This window comes from Dyella flagellata (assembly GCF_030160275.1).
GTDB lineage: Bacteria > Pseudomonadota > Gammaproteobacteria > Xanthomonadales > Rhodanobacteraceae > Dyella_B > Dyella_B flagellata.
In genome coordinates this window covers 73,192-89,058 of sequence record NZ_BSOA01000048.1, presented here as the reverse complement: position 1 = coordinate 89,058, position 15,867 = coordinate 73,192, and the positions used below count along the sequence as shown (strand labels likewise).

General features: G+C 59.1%; 16 protein-coding genes. 11 read left to right on the top strand and 5 right to left on the bottom strand.

All coding sequences use genetic code 11. The annotated features are described in order from the left end of the window. Positions 1–61: 61 nt before the first annotated feature. The 3 genes from QQJ96_RS19340 to QQJ96_RS19330 all read left to right on the top strand — a co-directional run bounded on the left by QQJ96_RS19340 (position 62) and on the right by QQJ96_RS19330 (position 2,042). On the top strand, positions 62–508 hold the full coding sequence (locus QQJ96_RS19340) for a hypothetical protein (protein WP_284333668.1): 447 nt from the start codon (positions 62–64) through the stop codon (positions 506–508). A gap of 140 nt (positions 509–648) precedes the next feature. Continuing rightward, positions 649–1,218 (top strand): hypothetical protein, encoded by a 570-nt coding sequence (locus QQJ96_RS19335; RefSeq protein ID WP_284333667.1) that lies wholly within the window; start codon positions 649–651, stop codon positions 1,216–1,218. A gap of 62 nt (positions 1,219–1,280) precedes the next feature. Continuing rightward, entirely contained in the window at positions 1,281–2,042 is a 762-nt protein-coding gene (locus QQJ96_RS19330; protein WP_284333666.1) for a DoxX family membrane protein, read from the top strand. A gap of 163 nt (positions 2,043–2,205) precedes the next feature. Here the strand turns inward: QQJ96_RS19330 and QQJ96_RS19325 are convergent, their stop codons facing one another. Next, the gene (locus tag QQJ96_RS19325; RefSeq protein WP_284333665.1) at positions 2,206–4,242 is read right to left on the bottom strand and encodes a M13 family metallopeptidase; all 2,037 of its coding nucleotides are present in this window, start codon (positions 4,240–4,242) and stop codon (positions 2,206–2,208) included. Between the two features lie 179 nt (positions 4,243–4,421). Here QQJ96_RS19325 and thpR point away from each other — a divergent pair, with 179 nt between their 5' ends. Together thpR and QQJ96_RS19315 are read left to right on the top strand one after the other, a co-directional pair. After that, on the top strand, positions 4,422–5,006 hold the full coding sequence (gene thpR / locus QQJ96_RS19320) for an RNA 2',3'-cyclic phosphodiesterase (RefSeq protein ID WP_284333664.1): 585 nt from the start codon (positions 4,422–4,424) through the stop codon (positions 5,004–5,006). A 154-nt stretch (positions 5,007–5,160) separates the two neighbouring features. Further along, positions 5,161–6,291 carry a tetratricopeptide repeat protein gene (locus QQJ96_RS19315; RefSeq protein ID WP_284333663.1) on the top strand — a complete coding sequence of 377 codons (1,131 nt, stop codon included), beginning with the start codon at positions 5,161–5,163 and terminating at the stop codon, positions 6,289–6,291. 212 nt (positions 6,292–6,503) lie between these two features. Here QQJ96_RS19315 and QQJ96_RS19310 read toward each other — a convergent pair whose 3' ends face one another. Beyond that, a complete protein-coding gene (locus QQJ96_RS19310; RefSeq protein WP_284333662.1) occupies positions 6,504–7,004 on the bottom strand; it encodes a hypothetical protein in 501 nt (166 codons plus the stop codon). Next, positions 7,004–7,468 carry a Tse2 family ADP-ribosyltransferase toxin gene (locus QQJ96_RS19305; protein ID WP_284333661.1) on the bottom strand — a complete coding sequence of 155 codons (465 nt, stop codon included), beginning with the start codon at positions 7,466–7,468 and terminating at the stop codon, positions 7,004–7,006. The genes QQJ96_RS19310 and QQJ96_RS19305 overlap by 1 nt, the downstream gene beginning before the upstream one ends. A 212-nt stretch (positions 7,469–7,680) precedes the next feature. Here QQJ96_RS19305 and QQJ96_RS19300 point away from each other — a divergent pair, with 212 nt between their 5' ends. The 4 genes from QQJ96_RS19300 (at position 7,681) to QQJ96_RS19285 (ending at position 11,583) form a co-directional block, all read left to right on the top strand. Continuing rightward, positions 7,681–8,322, top strand: coding sequence for a TetR/AcrR family transcriptional regulator (locus tag QQJ96_RS19300; RefSeq protein WP_284333660.1), 642 nt, complete (start codon positions 7,681–7,683; stop codon positions 8,320–8,322). Next, positions 8,319–9,551 (top strand): glycosyltransferase, encoded by a 1,233-nt coding sequence (locus QQJ96_RS19295; protein ID WP_284333659.1) that lies wholly within the window; start codon positions 8,319–8,321, stop codon positions 9,549–9,551. The genes QQJ96_RS19300 and QQJ96_RS19295 overlap by 4 nt, the downstream gene beginning before the upstream one ends. 185 nt (positions 9,552–9,736) lie before the next feature. Beyond that, the gene (locus QQJ96_RS19290; RefSeq protein WP_284333658.1) at positions 9,737–10,006 is read left to right on the top strand and encodes a hypothetical protein; all 270 of its coding nucleotides are present in this window, start codon (positions 9,737–9,739) and stop codon (positions 10,004–10,006) included. A 227-nt stretch (positions 10,007–10,233) separates the two neighbouring features. After that, positions 10,234–11,583, top strand: a complete 1,350-nt coding sequence (locus QQJ96_RS19285) for a carbohydrate porin (protein ID WP_284333657.1) — start codon at positions 10,234–10,236, stop codon at positions 11,581–11,583. A gap of 22 nt (positions 11,584–11,605) precedes the next feature. Here the strand turns inward: QQJ96_RS19285 and QQJ96_RS19280 are convergent, their stop codons facing one another. After that, positions 11,606–13,711 (bottom strand): putative bifunctional diguanylate cyclase/phosphodiesterase, encoded by a 2,106-nt coding sequence (locus tag QQJ96_RS19280; RefSeq protein ID WP_284333656.1) that lies wholly within the window; start codon positions 13,709–13,711, stop codon positions 11,606–11,608. A 289-nt stretch (positions 13,712–14,000) separates the two neighbouring features. Continuing rightward, a complete protein-coding gene (locus QQJ96_RS19275; RefSeq protein ID WP_284333655.1) occupies positions 14,001–14,216 on the bottom strand; it encodes a DUF3820 family protein in 216 nt (71 codons plus the stop codon). A gap of 106 nt (positions 14,217–14,322) precedes the next feature. Between QQJ96_RS19275 and QQJ96_RS19270 the strand changes: the two genes are divergently transcribed. Both QQJ96_RS19270 and QQJ96_RS19265 read left to right on the top strand, forming a co-directional pair. Continuing rightward, a complete protein-coding gene (locus QQJ96_RS19270) occupies positions 14,323–15,369 on the top strand; it encodes a sulfotransferase (RefSeq protein WP_284333654.1) in 1,047 nt (348 codons plus the stop codon). Between the two features lie 17 nt (positions 15,370–15,386). Continuing rightward, a complete protein-coding gene (locus QQJ96_RS19265) occupies positions 15,387–15,752 on the top strand; it encodes a hypothetical protein (RefSeq protein ID WP_284333653.1) in 366 nt (121 codons plus the stop codon). Positions 15,753–15,867: the final 115 nt, after the last annotated feature.

Below are 15,867 nucleotides of genomic sequence, written 5' to 3'. Positions count from 1 at the left end.
ATGCGCCAATGCAGGCTAGTCGCAACTTAAGTTGCCGCAGAACCAATCACAGGGGAATCGAATGACCGTCCATGATGACAGTTCCATCGAGCAAGTGATGCAGGAGTTCCAAACAGCCCTTCAGAAGAAGGGGCAGGTGGACCAGGTGGCGCCAGAACTCCAGACCCAAGCCATATTCTGGTCCGATTTACGTGAGGAACTATTGTGGTTGATGGATGAATTTCGCAGCTTCCACAATAAACACTATCAGGCACGCATCGAGCCCACGGGAGATGGTGTTAACACGGTCGGTGTTGTGATGTACGCCTTCCGAAATAGAAGCTTCCCCAAGGGCGGCACCCTTCGTTTCTCTTCCACGCCTGCCCCCGACCATGTCCTCGTCGAAGTGGTCTTCCTGGACCAGGTCGTTGACGCCGAAACTTACTACGTCATGGCCATGGACCAGCGTATGGCGACGCGCTGGATCAAGCGATTAGTCGAAGAGTTCAATGCCAGGGCGCAAGGGTAGCTACAGCCGGCCGGTGTAGGGATGCCGGGGCTGTAGCCCAGCCACGGTTCCGGCGTCCATGCGCTCGCTTGCCTGATTCCGCCTAGCGTTTGCTATCCTCCCTTGGGTCGTTGCGATGGCGTTTTCGGGGAGAGTCGGTCATGACCATGCGTACAGCCGCCTTGTTGGTGGCGGTGATGCTGCTGGCGGGGTGCGCCGCTGCTCCATCCATTACGGTCAGGCATCGCGTTCCCCACGGGGCAGCGATTGCCGTGGTGATGTTCCAGGACTGCGATGGCGCAAACCAGGCCGATTGTGACGGTTCCGGGGCGAATGCGGGCGCCATCTTCGTTCGCGTGATTTCGCAAAAGCCTGGTCTGCAAGCGGCCTCGCTGGCTAGGCCCGTTGGGCCCAAGGCTCCGCTCAACGACGATGCCGCGGTCGCTTATGCCAAGGCGAAGGGGTATCGATATGTCTTAAGCGGCGAGGTTCAGGACTATCGGCACACGGGACACTTGGCGTTTCGCTCCAGTCGCGCAGGTATCTCCGTGCGTCTTCTGAGCACCACCAGCGGACAGGCGCTGGCGACCTATACCTATCAAAAGCATTCGAGGGCGCATTCGCCCGACGACATGCTGGAAGTGATGGCCAAGCAATTCGCCGCTTCCATCATCCTGGAAAAAAAGGGTGAGCGCGATAGTAAGTTCCTTTTTTACAAGGGTAAGGAATAGGGCCGATTTTGTAGCTTTCCTGTTGAAGGCCCTGCACAGACGAAACCTTGGAGGGCGGGTGGATGCGCATCGCAAGTGCAGGTCATGCCGTTTTCGCGGTAACCATGATCGCCCTGGGTGTCCAGTGTTTGATCACTGGACACTTTGCCGCCCTCTGGCAGCCGTTGGACCTCAGCGCGCCAAGTCATGCGTGGTTGGCTTATCTTTGTGCACTCCTTTCGTTGGGTTGCGGCTTGGGTTTGCTTTGGCGGCAAGCTGAAGCGGCGCTGGTTCTGCTGGTGTATTTTCTGGCCTGGTTGGTGTTGTATAGGGTGCCCGATTTCTTTTCGGCCACCTCGCAGGACCCCTGGTACGGTAGCGCGGAGTGTGCGGTGTATGTGGCGGCTGCCTGGGTGTTGTTTGCGTGGTTTTCTGCAGGTTGGAAAATGCCGCAGGCCATGCGCTTTGCTACCGGCGACACCGGGGTGCGCATAGCGAGGGTGTTCTACGCGTTGGCAATAATCTACTTCGGCGTGGGGCATTTCCGCTATTTCAAGGAGACCGTCGAGCAGGTGCCTTCGTGGCTGCCGTGGCATGTGGCATGGGCGGGTTTTACTGGCGGTGCTTACATCGCCGCAGGTATTGCGATGCTCATAGGCATTTGTGCACGCCCGGCCGCTGCACTCTCTGCGTTGCAGATGGCGGTATTCACGCTACTCGTCTGGGTGCCCATTTTGATCTCCGGCGCAACGGCCTATCAAGGCAGCGAAAGCGTGGTCTCGTGGGTTTTGACGGCAAGCGGATGGGTGGTGGCGGATTCCTACCGAAAAGACAGCTCGCTTTGAGGCTGCATCAACATAGTGCAATCATTCGAGGGAATGACCGTCAAAAGACGTGGGTATAGCTCAGGATGACAGTCCCAGCATCGCGATGCGGCATGCATGGCAATGCTGGGATTTTCATCCCAGCCTACATAGGCCGATCTACCAAGGTGGTAGCCATCACGCTTTACCAGATCACACAACGATCCGCCTTGATCATCGGACTCGGCGGAACGATGCCGAACGCCTGCTGGAATTCCGGCATGTTGGCCAGCACGCCATTGGTGCGATAGATCTCGGGCGGGTGCGGGTCGGTGGTTACGCGGGTCTTTGCCGTTTCCGGACGGGTGGCCATGGCCCAGGAGTGGCCATAGGCGATAAAGAACTGCTGGTCGGGAGTGAAGCCGCCAATGGTTTTGGCTTGCGCGAAGGCGGGCTGCGCGTGGAATGCGCGCAGGGCCAGGATCAGGCCGCCTTGGTCGGCGATGGCTTCGCCGGTTACCAGCTTGCCCTGGACGTGCACGCCGCCGTCGACGGTGTATTGCGAATATTGGTTGGCGATGCAGTCGACCCCGGCCTGGAATTTTTTCAGGTCCGAAGCGGCCCACCAATTACTTAGATTGCCGTGCCCGTCGAATTGGGCGCCCTGGTCGTCGAAACCGTGCGTCATTTCATGGCCGATGGTGGCACCGGTGTTGCCGTAGTTCACCGAATCGGGCCACGAAGGATCGTACAGCGGTGGCTGCAGCACGCCGGCGGGAATATTGAGATTATTCATCGACGGGTCGTAGTAGGCGTTGACCGTTTGCGGGGTCATGTCCCAATCGCTACGGTCGACGGGCTTGCCGATCTTGGCCAGTTGGCGCTGCACTTCAAAGCTGGTGGCGCGCATCACATTAAGTGCATACGGGCCGCGATCGATCTGCAAGGCGGAGTAGTCGCGCCACTTGTCCGGATAGCCGACGCGCAGCTCCATCATGTCCAGCTTCTTGATCGCCGCCTCGCGTGTCGCCGGGGTCATCCAGGCGAGTGTCTTCAAATCCTGACGCATCGCGTCGCGGATCTGGTTGACCATCTGCGTCGCCGCCTGCTTGTAGGAGGGCGGGAATTTCTGCTCCACATATATTTTGCCAATGGCAAAGCCCAGGGCACTGTCTTCCGCCCTCAGCACACGTTGCCAGCGAGGCTTGAGTTGTTTTTCGCCGCTGAGTACCGAAGCCATGCGGAAGTTTTCATCGACGAACGGCTTGGAAAGGTAGGGCGCATAGGTCTGCACCAGCTGCCAGCGCAGGTAGGTTTTCCAGTCGTTGAGCGAGGTATGGGCCAGCTCTTCGTTGACGGTCTTGAAGAAGTCCGGCGTGGCGACGTTGAGGCTATGGATTTCCGGATGGCCGATTCCTGCCATCAAGCCCTGCCAGTGCAAGCGTGGTGTCTGGGCATCGATGCTTGCGACGTCCATCGGATGGTAGATCGCTTTCGGGTCACGCATCGCGACGTCGGTCATGGAGCCTTTGGCAAGGCTGGTTTCCAGGGCCATGATGGCTTTGGCTTCGGTTTGCGCGAGCGCGGGGCTGTCGCCGAGAAGTTGCAGGCCGCGCCCGACATGCTTGATGTATTCAGCGCGGATCTTCGCGTTGGTGGCGCCGCCTTCCACGTAAAAATCGCGGTCGGGGAGGCCCAGGCCGGCCTGTGTGGCGGCGGCGATCACTTTGCTGCTGTCCTGGTAATCCTGCATCTGCATCAGCGCGAATGGAGCGCTGACGCCGATCATTTGCAAATGGGCGAATTCGTCCGGCAACTGCTCGACCGAGCTGATTTTTGCAATGCGCTCCAGTTCGGGCTGCAGCGGCTTGATGCCGGCGTTATCGATGGCTTTTTCGTCCATGCCGCTGGCATAGAAATCACCGACCTTTTGCTCGGCGCTGCCTGGCGCCGCCTGGGTGTCGTGACTGGCCTTCTCGACCATGTCATGGATAAAGCGTTGGTTCTTGAGGTCGACCGCGACATAGGCACCCCATTCGGAGCGGTCCGGCGGAATCGGGTTGGCCTTGAGCCAGCCGCCATTGGCGAAATGAAAGAAGTCGGTACCGGGCTTTACGCTGCGATCCAGCCAATCCAGATACTGGCCATCGGGACTGCTGAAGTCGGGTGCCTGGTCGGCGGCAAGGGCACCCAGCGGGTAAAGGCACAAGGCGGCAAGCAGCGCCCGTCGGATCGATAGCATTTGCTACTCCTTTCCATCGCTAGAGCATCGTGCTCGGAAGGACGCATGCTAGCGGGAGGCCCGGCCGCTTCCAATGGGCCTAACGCCACTGCAGCCACACCGGCTGGTGGGGGTGCGATTTGTTTGCTATTAAGCACCCCGCCTCCGTTTGCGTTGTGCCAGCACCAAGGACTATCCGCATGCTTTCCCAAGGATCCCTGCCGGGTTTCGACCCCGCCATCCCTACCGATCGCCTTTACCTCGCCATCTTCCCGGATCCCGCCTACGCCGCCCGTTTCGAGGCCTTCGCGGCCAAGCACCTCGCCGCACGCCGGATCGAAGGCAAGCCGGTTCAGGCCAGTCGCCTGCACCTGACGCTGTTCCATCTTGGCGACTTCACCGAACTCCCGCCTGGCCTGGCTACGCAGGCAGCGGAGGCGCTCACGCATCTGGAAGTGGAGCCTTTCAGCATCCGCTTCGACCAGATCGGCAGCTTCAGCAACCGCAGCAGCCACGGCGACTTTGTGCTTACCAGCAGCGATGGCAATGAGGCTTTGCTCGCACTGCACCGGCAACTCGCCATGCACTTGAACGCGGCAGCCCTGAATGCCTATACCAAGGGCTCATTCACGCCGCACATGACCTTGGCTTATAACAAGCCTACGGTGCCGGTTCAGCAAATCGAGCCGGTGGTGTGGCCGGCGCACGAGGTGGTGCTGGTGCATAGCCTGTTGGGCAAGACCCGGCATATACGGGTAGCCGACAAGCTTCTGTATCAAAGGTAGACTGGCATCCGTCGGGCTTGCCGGGACAATGGGCGTCAGCATTTCACGCGCAGACGTTGCGAGTTGCATGATTGCCCGAAACGGGAAGTGCGGCATACAGATACCAATTAGGCAGTCATGACTAGGCTTTTCCAGATTTGCTTAGGGGGCGTCAATGAAGGTTTGGGTGTTTCTACTTGCGATGTTATGCCTTGGAGATGCGTGCGCCGCCGACTTCATGGAGGGAGTCTACGCATTGGGGCGGCATGATTATGCAGCCGCCTTTGCCGTGTTCATGCCACTAGCTCAAAACGGAGATACGAGTGCTCAGCTTAAGCTCGGCACCATGTATCAATACGGATACGGTGTGCCGGTCGATAACCATAGTGCGTTTGAGTGGTATCAAAAAGCAGCCATGCAGGGGGACCCGGATGGGGAGGTCGATCTCGGGCTCATGTATCAGCGAGGCCTCGGTACTCGCCGAGACGCAGCCAAGGCAGTGGAGTGGTTTCGTCGCGCCGAAGACAGACAGTGGTCGCGAGCCGAACTGCAGTTGGCGATCGCCTATGAACGTGGCCTTGGCGTTCGTCCTGATCATGCCCAGGCGATGGAATGGTTGAATAAATCGCTGCGACAGCATTATCCGAAAGCGCAGGCCTACGCTGGATATCTGGCTTTCACTGGACAAGGAGCGCCCCGCGATCTAAACCGAGCGCTGACGCTGTTTCGCCTGGCCGGCTCTTCTGTGGATGAGTTCGCAGAGGGGGACTTTTATCTCGCGAAGATGTACTTCGAAGGCGATGGGGTGGCAAAAGACTATGTGGTTGCCGATGTGCTGAGCATCGCAGCATGCAAGGGGCAAGAAAATGATCCCGTCTTGCCAATGCAACCCGAAAAGCTTAGGCAGCAAATCGAGGGACGCATGTCGCGATCGCAGTTGGCCGATAGCAAAGACCTATGGCGCAGCGCGTATCACCGTGGATTGATCGATGCCATTGATGACAGGGCCTATGCGCTTACAGGGGCAAGCTTTAAAGGAAGTGAGGATCCTCTTTTAAATGCCGTTGTTGACGTTGTATTTGTGGAGATTCATCGTAGTGGTGAAGTGCTTTTCAATGGCCGCGTAATAGATGAACCTTCTTTGCAGGAGCGGATACAGATGCTCTTTCATATGTCTTCAAGGCCCAAGTTGAAGCTCATCATTGATGGTGACGCGAGCCAGCCCAGGGTAAATCAGGCGGTCGAAATGGTGATGAGCTATTTAAAGCAGCTTGGGTGGCGCAATTTCGAGGTGGAAAAGCGGTAGATTGAGGCGAAAGGGCGAGAGGCTGAGGGACTCCCATTGCTTCTCAGGAACCTTCGCGAATCAGAAAGATAGGCCGTCCCAGCCATGTTTCGCGTTTTTCTCCCCATTTCGGCTTTCGCCGGAATGAAGAAGTTGCTTTCAATCCATAGCAGATTTTCTCGACGGAGGATGGCGTCGCAATGTTTGCTCTTAGAGATGAAATCGAGTCGGCACTAGGTGGTATGCAGAATTCTCTCTAGCGGTACGCCGACTTCCGACTCGATCTTGCGGTATTCGTCCTTGACGTATTCCATCAACTTGGCGAGCTGAGCCAGATATTCTTGCTGGTCGCGGATTTTTTCCGGCGAGGTTTCGCCAGGAAGAAGGCTCTCTCTATAGAGGATGGCATCGCGTACCGAGGAAACCATAAGCAAAGCATGCGGATCGGAAACCGATATGCCTTTTCCCTCCGCGGGGGAGGGGGCGCTCTTGCTCGAATAGGCCAGCACGGGAATGTCCGAGTCAAAAAAATCGTCCAGCGGAAGACCGAGTCTGGCCTCGATCTTCTGGTATTGATACGCGATCTCGTCGAGAAACACCGACAGATCCACCGCGTAGGCTTCGTAATCGCTGCGATTGCGCAAGGTCTCACTTTGCAGCAGCCGTTCGTGAAAGCTGACGGCATCACGAACGGCACAGACGGCCAACGGCGCCAGGGTACTGCTGATCTTCATCAGGCCGCCTCTTTGATCACGTTCTCGGCCAGCTTGTTCAACAGAAACTTGAAGTGCGAAAGCGGCATGTCGCGAGCGGGTGCAATGGTGTGATGGGTCGCGCCAGCCTTGCGGTTGTAATGGTCGCGCACGATGCACAGGCCTTCCGGCAAGACGGTGCCGGCAGGAATACGGTAGTAACTCCAGTCTTTACCTGCAGGTATCCCGGTGGCGTCCCAGGTGCTGATGCCGCGCGGCGAATCGGATACGGTGACCCACTGGACCTTGTTGCGCGTGACGATGGTGATGTCCGGCGGCCGATGACGCCCGTTGGACATTTCAAAGGGTTCTTCGATCAAGTCGAACAAAGCCATGCCGCTACGCTGATTCAGGGCGCGCCAGAGCGAGGTGGGGACCTGGCCTTCGTAGTAGCGATCGATTTCGCCCTGTTCCAACAGGATGTCCTTCAGCACTTTCGTTTCCATGTCGCCTCCTTGTGATAACGATTCAACGTCGGACTTCAGCCCATACCAGGCTTTACGAAACTTCAGACTGCCATGGGCCGATGACACCGACAAGTCCTGCCCGTGGGTGCTCGCCGCGCAAGGTCGAGCTGGGTTAACGAACCGCGGCCGTGATTGCGTTCTATAAATGAACAATGCACAATATTGGACATTGTTTAAATAAAGAGACGACCGTGACTGCGCCGGAAGCTCCCAGCCGTCGTGACCGAAAGCGACGAAACACCCAGGACCACCTGGCGAATTCAGCTGCGCGCCTGTTCCATGCGCACGGTTTCGACGCGGTGACGATGGAGCAGATTGCGGTGGAGGCGGATGTAGCCAGGGGCACGCTCTATAACCATTTCCCGGTCAAGGAAGCTGCGTTGGCGCACTGGATTCATATGCAGCTGGCCCACGACATGCAGCACCTCGCCACCGCTATCGACCCGCATGCGGGGTTTGTGCCGAATATCTCGCTCATCCTCGATGCTTCGGCGGACTGGTGCGAGCCCCATCGCGTCTACCTGTTGCCGTACCTGCGTTTTCGAATGCTCGAATCGTTGGTTGACCGGCAAGAGGAGGCCCAAGCCGGCGACATGATCGGCGCCTATGCCGGATTGATTTTCGCCAGTCAGCACGCCGGGCAGATGCGTACGGACCTAAGCGCGGCGCATCTGGCCACCATGTTCCATCACCTGTATCTGGCCGCGCTGTTGCGTTGGTTGAACGAGCCGGGCCTGAGCCTGCGCGAGGAATTCAATGCCGCCGTGCGGCTGTTTGTCGAAGGGGCGACACCGCGCGTCGCCAAGCATCCACCGCGCAGGAAACGAGCATGAAGTTCTCTGTCGTAACCTATGGAACCGAGGGCGACGCACGGCCCTTTGCGGCGCTATGTCGTGCGCTGATGGATGCCGGGCACGAGGCGCAGCTGTTGGCCGATGCTGCCACGCTGGGCAGCGCCAAGGCCCTAGGGGTTCCATCGATGGCGCTCGCGGGAGACATCCGTGGTGCGTTGCAGTCGGACCAGGCCATTTCTGCTGTGGTTGCGAAAGGCGAGCGATTCGGTAATACAGCCAAAGCACTGGCGCATATCGCCAATGTCAACGCTGAGGCCTGGCTCAGGCTCATCGTGATGGCCAGCGAGGGCTGCGATGCGCTCATCGTTGCCGGTCTGGCCGCGTTCGTGGGTTTGTCGGCAGCCGACTATCTTGGTGTGCGCGCGATCGGCGCCGGTATGATCCCGATCACGCCTACGGTGGCCTTTGCTTCGCCTTTCCTGCCGCCGCGCGGGCTACCGCGATGGCTCAATCGTGCCAGCCATGAATTCGTAAACGGCATGCTGTGGCGCGCGTTTCGCAAGGCGACCAATACGGCACGTTCAAAGGTGTGCCAATTGCCCGCTCGCGCGAAACTGTGGACCGGGCATCCCATGCTGTATGGCGTTTCGCCCAGCCTGTTTCCCGCGCTCGATGATTGGCCGGCGAATGCGCAGCTCTGTGGCCAATGGCTAATGCCCTCGCCAGCATGGTCTGCGCCAACGGAACTGAAGGATTTTCTCGCTGCGGGCGAACCACCGGTCTATATCGGCTTTGGAAGCATGGCGGGCTTCGACCGAGCCAAGCTGTTGCGGGAAATAATCAAAGCGGTGGCAGGCCGCCGCGCTTTGTTCTATCCCGGTTGGAGCGGAGTGGATGCCTCGCTGCTGCCCGACAACTTCCTGCTCATCGGCGAAACGCCGCACGACTGGCTGTTTCCTAGAACATCGCTGGTTATTCACCATGGTGGCTCCGGTACCACCCATTCGGCGGCGAGGGCCGGCATACCGTCGGTGGTGGTGCCTTTCGCGGGAGATCAGTTTTTCTGGGCCGAACGCTTGCACCGGGCTGGTGCGGCAGCGCCCGCTGTCAATGGCAAACACCTGGATGCGGTTAAGCTGGCTCAAGCCATGGCTTTCGCACAGACCGAGCAAGTCCTCGCAGGTGCGCGTGCGCTGGGGGAGAAGATGCGCGCTGAGAATGGACTTGGCACAACCGTTTCACTGCTGGAGAAAATCACCGAGGGCTGATTGCGCCTTGCCATATGGGCGGAATCGAATGGCTTAACGATGCTGTGCCGATCATGAACGTGCGCTTGGTCACGTGTCGGCATGTAGGTCGATCTCGGATTTTTATCTTGCTGTTAGTGTCTGTTGATACTTGATGGCAAACGTTCAAAGACCACCGGCAAGTTGCTACACATGAGGGTGTCCCGATGTCCCCGATCGAATCGCTCGCGTTGAATACCGAATTCCGTCCTTCGCCACTGGAAACTTTTCTGGCTTGTGCGCATCAAATGCTGGATCCGGCTACGCCGGAGTCGGTATGCCGGGTGGTGGAGCCGATGCTGGTGGCGCAACTGCCGATACTGCGCGCGTTAGGGGTATTCGACCTGTTCGAAGTGCGCGACCCTGCCATGCGGGCCTGGCTCGATGACGAGCTGCTACGGCTGGTGAGCTTTGAGCCGGACCTCGCGCCGGTGTGAGGCTGCTTCAACGCGAGTCTTCATTCTGGCTTAGGTCGGAATGATGAACAAAAAGATCATCAGGCAGAGTACGACAGGTATGGCAGAGCTTGGTTACTGAACCGGCTATGCCATCTGGCACTGTTTTGGACGCGCTTGCACAACTAAGGTTGTGAGCGACGCTCCGCTCCCCCAAGACAATGTCTTTCACCTTTAGCATCCGCTCCCCACGGGTGCCAGAGACTTTTATGTCTCAAAATATTCGCCGTTACGCGCTGGTGTTGGCTGGAAGTGTGCTGCTGATGTCATGGGCTGTTTGCAATGACGCACACGCAACACTGCTGCTTCCGGCGGACTCTGCCGATGCCAACTTCGGCACCGAAATGCTGCCATGCCATCGCTATGACAGTTTGCAGCCGCAAGGCACTACCAGCCCGGCGATCAGCACCTGCGAAACCATGTCGCCGGGGATGGGCAAGTTGCGCGAAAAGCTGGCTGAGCATGGCTGGCTGATACAAGGCGGTACCATTTTTGGCGGTACCTTCGATCTGCTCGATCATGCTGCGCATCCGCAGCTCTACATTGGGCAAAATTCGACTTACCGGGCCAATACGTTTCTAACCGCCACCTATGATCTTTCCCGGGTGGGTTTCGCCGGCGCGTCGCAATTGGTGTTCAACGCGAACCTGCAATGGTTTTCTTACGCGGGGGAAAACCCCAGCGGTTTCGCCATCAACAGCTTCTATGTCAGCCAGCGCTTCAACGACGGGCGCGTGCAGTTGCAATATGGTTTCGAGGAACTCGGCAACCAGTTTTATGGTTTTTCGCTCGGCACCAGTTCGACGACTTCGCCGGCGGGCGTCGGAAGTTCCATCCCCTACGAAGTCGGTTTCATCTTCAACAAGACGGCGCCCGAGATCAACCTGCGCCTGGCTACGGCAAACAAGCATTTCTACGAGCGATTTGGCGTGACCCGCAGCGTGGATCCCGATGGGCCGCAAGCGGATTGGGACCACAACAATTTCTGGGGACTGAAGTGGCATATTCCCGGTGCCAAGGCGCTTTTCATCAATGAGCTGGGTTACCAGGTCGAAGCCGCGCCGCAGCAGCGGATGATGTGGCTGCGCCAGGGTGTGATCTACAACGAAAGCCATTTCCCCAACTTCCGCGGCGGCTATGCCGATAGCAACTATGCCTATTATCTGGTCGGCGACCGTCAGTTGTGGCAAAGCGATACGTCCCAGGCGTTTCGGGGGCTTTACATCAACGTAAAGGCTGACTATGCGCCACCCGATCGCAACGTCTATGCCGGCGACATCGGCGCGACGTTTTATGTGTTGGGTCCGTTCGAGCGGCCCGATGACGCGTTCGCGTTCGGCTATACCTTCAATCGGTTGAGCCGCTCCTTCCAGCACCAGCAGCAGGCGATGGGCATTGCCGCCGTGGACAACAGCCGCAACTATGCTCTGTCCTACGTCTTCCGCGTGCGGCGCGGCATTTATCTGTCCAACCAGCTGAGCTATACCGTCAATCCGATTCCGGCACCGAGGCAGCCGGAAGCCTTGACGTGGATGAGTTCGTTATCGCTGTCTTATTGAGTGCCGGGATGGTCATCCCAGCCTACGCGGCAGGGCGCGGGCAGGGCTTGGCGTCGATCGATTCGCGCACTCGGTGCTGTTCCAGCAAAACGGCAAAGGCTTCGGCGGTCAAGGGTTTGCCCAGCAAGTAACCTTGTATCTGGTCGCACGCCATGACCCGCAGCTCGGACAGCTGCGACGGGGTTTCCACGCCTTCGGCCACCACTTCCATGTCCAAGGAATGTGCCAGTGCAATGATGGCCGAAACGATGGCCCTGCTTTCATGCCCTTGCGCATCCAGGCCATGGGTGAAGAAGCGGTCGATCTTCAGTTGCTTGACGCGGAAGCGCTCAAGGTAGGCGAGGCTGGAATAGCCGGTGCCGAAGTCGTCGATGGCGATTTCGAAGCCGGCATGTTGGAACGCCTGGATCATTTCCGCGGTCTTCGGTGCATCCTGCATGGCCACGGCCTCGGTGATCTCGAAGATGATCTGATCGCAGCTGACCTGTTCGGAGCGCACGATGCGGATCATGGTGTCGACGAGATCGGCTTGCGCAATCTGGCGCGGTGACAGGTTGACGGCCACTTTCACCGCCGGCAGGCCTGCCGTTTGCCAGCGCCGGATCTGCCGGCAGGTTTCGCGCATCACCCACTGGCCGATTTGCACGATCTGGCCGCTACGCTCGGCGGTGGGAATGAATTCCGCCGGTGCGAGCATGCCCAGTTCGGGATGATCCAGGCGGATCAAGGCTTCCGCACCCACCAGTTCGTTGGTGCTGCCGCAATACTTTGGCTGGAAGCGGAGAGAAAAGCCTTCTTCATGCAGCGCTACGCGCAAAGCGTTCTGGATGTGCAGCGTACGCAACGCAGCACCGTGCATGCTGGCCTCGAAAAAGCGCCAGGTCGCCCGGCCCGCACGCTTGGCTTCGTACATTGCGGCGTCCGCGTTCTTCAGCAACGCGTCGGCGGTTTCGCCGTCGCGTGGAAACAAGGCGATACCTACGCTAGGGACTGCCTGAATCGGCTGCTCGTCGCTCCAATGCCCGCGTCCCATTCGATCGAGAATGATTTGCGCCGCATCCTGGGCGTCGTCCGGCGAGACGAGGTTTTCCATCAGGATGACGAATTCATCGCCGCCCAGTCTTGCCACCGTGTCGCCTTCGCGCACGCACTGCTGCAACCGCCGCGAGAACGCCTGCAAGACTTCGTCACCGGCCGAATGGCCCAGCGAATCGTTGATCGTCTTGAAGCCGTCGATATCCATGAACAGTATGGCGAAGCTTTGCTCGGCGCGTTTGGCGCTATCGATCACGGTCTCGATGCGTTGGACCAGGGCCCTGCGGTTCGGCAGATCGGTCAGCGCGTCGTGGTGGGCCATGCGTACGATCTGGTCGTTGAGCTGGGTCACCGACCCGGTGAGCAAGGCCGTTCTTACGTCGAAACGCGACAGCATCAGCGTCACGATCAGTATCGCGAACGTGAACAGCGTAATGCTGGTCGCAAGCCATCGGGCATCTACGCCGTTGGCGGCGCCACAAACCGAGCCCGGCACGAAATCGGCCGCCGCCATGCCGGTGTAATGCATGCCCGTGATCGCAATGCCCATCACCAATGCGGCACCTGCACGCTTGCTGATGACATGGCGCTGCCCGACGTGGCTCAGCGTGTGAGCGATCCATAGCGCCGCTGTCGACGCCCCGATGGCGATGGCGATGGATGCCGTGAACAGGGCCGGATCGTAGTCGATGCCCGGATGCATGCGCAGGGCGGCCATGCCGGTGTAGTGCATGCAGGCAATGCCTAGCCCCATCAGCACGCCGCCCGCAGCTATCTCGCGTGAACCGAGCCGTGCCCGGGTCACGGCATTGAGCGCGAACCACGAAACGAAGATCGCGATCAGCAATGAACAGCCGGTAATGGCCGGATCGTAGCCGAGAGGGATCGGCAGAGAAAATGCCAGCATACCGATGAAGTGCATCGACCAGATGCCCACCCCCATCGCCGCCGCACCCCCGGCCAGCCACGCATGGCGGCTCGCTGAAGGCTTGAGCAGGGAAATGCGGCTTGCCAGGTCGAGCGCCGTGTAAGAGGCGAGGGTGGCCACCATCAGCGAAATCACGACGAGCAAGGGATTGTAGGTACTGGGCATGGCGGGGATGGGTGGATCAAATTCCGTGGGTCAATTTGCTGCCTGGGGGTGGCAAAACTGCCGTAAATGGGCAGGGTTCCCCACCCATGGCGGCCCCTTCCCCGTCCTCGTGGCACCAGGCAGGTAAGGTTTTCGCGCTGGATAGGAGCTTGGTTTCCGCCCGTTGGCGCCGGTTTCGGGCCATCCAGGCCAGCCCTTGCCGGCTCACGAGCGGGAGCCTTTGGAATAGACCAAGCAAGATAAGCGCCGACCAGTGGGCCGGGATGATCATCGGGGCAAGGCGAGGGCCTTACTGACGCTTCCTGAGTGGTTCGAGCAGCCCCCTCAAGCCGTTGTGGTCGATCTCCAACATCAACGACAGCAAGTTGCCCAGCTCGCCGCGTGGAAAGCCCTTGCGGGCAAACCAGGCCAGGTAGGCGCCAGGCAGGTCAGCGATCAGGCGTCCCTGGTATTTGCCGTAGGGCATGGTAAGGGTTACCAGCCGCTGCAGATCTTCTGGTTTCATTGGGCTTGGTGTGGAGCGGTAAATAGGGCAGCGTACATGGTTCCAGCGTTGGCCAAAGTGTTCCTGCAGGCCATAACGGGGAATGGATAGACTACGAGGTGTGGCCATGACGGGCTTGCTGCAAACCCCTCTGTTTATCGTCAGCACGGGCCGCTCCGGCTCGACGATGCTTTCGGATCTGCTCGCGCTGCATCCGGACGTCCTGAGTCTGTCCGAACTGTTCAATGCGCTTCATCCGCTTGGATTCCGCCAGGACCCGGTCAACGGGCCGGATTTCTGGTCCATGCTGAGCGAGCCACGCCCACGCCACACGGCCTGGCTCCGCCTGATGGAGCGCGGCCTGGTCATCGATGAGTTTCGCTACCCGCTGGCTTGCGCGCTGCGTTTTAGGGAGACGGGCATTCCGCCGCTATTGGCGATGACACTCCCGTCGCTAACCGAAGACCCTGATGGGTTGCATCAGGAGCTGGGTGCCTACGTGCAGTCGTTGCCGGAAGACCGCCTCCACCGGCAATACCTGCGGGTATTCCAGTGGTTGTGTGCGCGCTTAGGTCGTCGATTATGGTGTGAGCGCTCGGGTGCTTCGCTAGCTCTCGTCCATCCCTTGTCGCATTTCTTTCCCGCGGCGAAGTTCATCCATGTCTTCCGCGACGGCCGCGAGTTCGCGGTTTCGGCCAGGCGGTTTGCCCCGATGCGGATGGGCATGATCAGTCAGTTGTTCAAGCAAAGCTTCGGCTCAGCCCCTTATCTCACGCCCGACTACCAGGCACCGGAGAATCTGCCGCCGGCTTGGCGTGGCCTGGTGCCCGAGAGCTTCGACGTCGACGTGTTCCAGCACTTCGAGCTGCCGATCGAGCCGATCGGCATGGCCTGGTCCGAGATGATCGCCATGGGTTTGCAACTGCTGGAGAGGCTGCCTGCCGAGCAAGTCCTCCACGTACGCTACGAATCGATACTCGATGCGCCCGATGCCGAACTCCAACGCATCGTCCGCTTCATGCATCCCAGCTTGGACGATGCTTCCTGGCTGGCGCAGGCGGCCGGGCGCGTGCGAAAAAATCCACTCAAATGGGTAAGCTTGCCCGCTGACGAGCGAGCACGCCTTGAGTCGGCTTGCGCGCCAGGCATGGCGTTGCTTCGCCGGCTTGGGTGAATCAGCGGGGGAATGCCGTGAAGGCAGCGCAGTTAAACAAGGTGATGGGCCGTCTGGAGCAAGCCGAAGCAAAGTTGCTGGACCGGCTTCGCTCCGTTCTCCCTCGCGTAGCGGAATCGGGAGAGATGCTGTTCTTCAATTCCGATTTTTTGCCGGAAATCATCCGACTGCATTGGCTGCCCAAAGAGAGCGAGGAGCTGCTCGGTCTGGCCAAGGAGGCAGTCTCGCTGCGCGAAGAAGCAGGACTGCCCGTTTTAGGGGCGCTAGGCCAGTTATATCTTTCTACGTGCGCCGAAGCGGCGAACATGAGCAATCCGCATCGTCGTGGGCCAAAACAATTGGCCGCTTGGCTGCTTGGCGAAGTAGGGCAGTTCAAGTCATAACGAGCGGGTCAGCTGTTTCGCAAAAAAGCGCCGGCCCGGTCATTCTTCATGATGAAGTGGCTATGTGGATTTGGATTGAAGTGGCTATTTTCCCCAGCCACTCATCGGCCTAGCT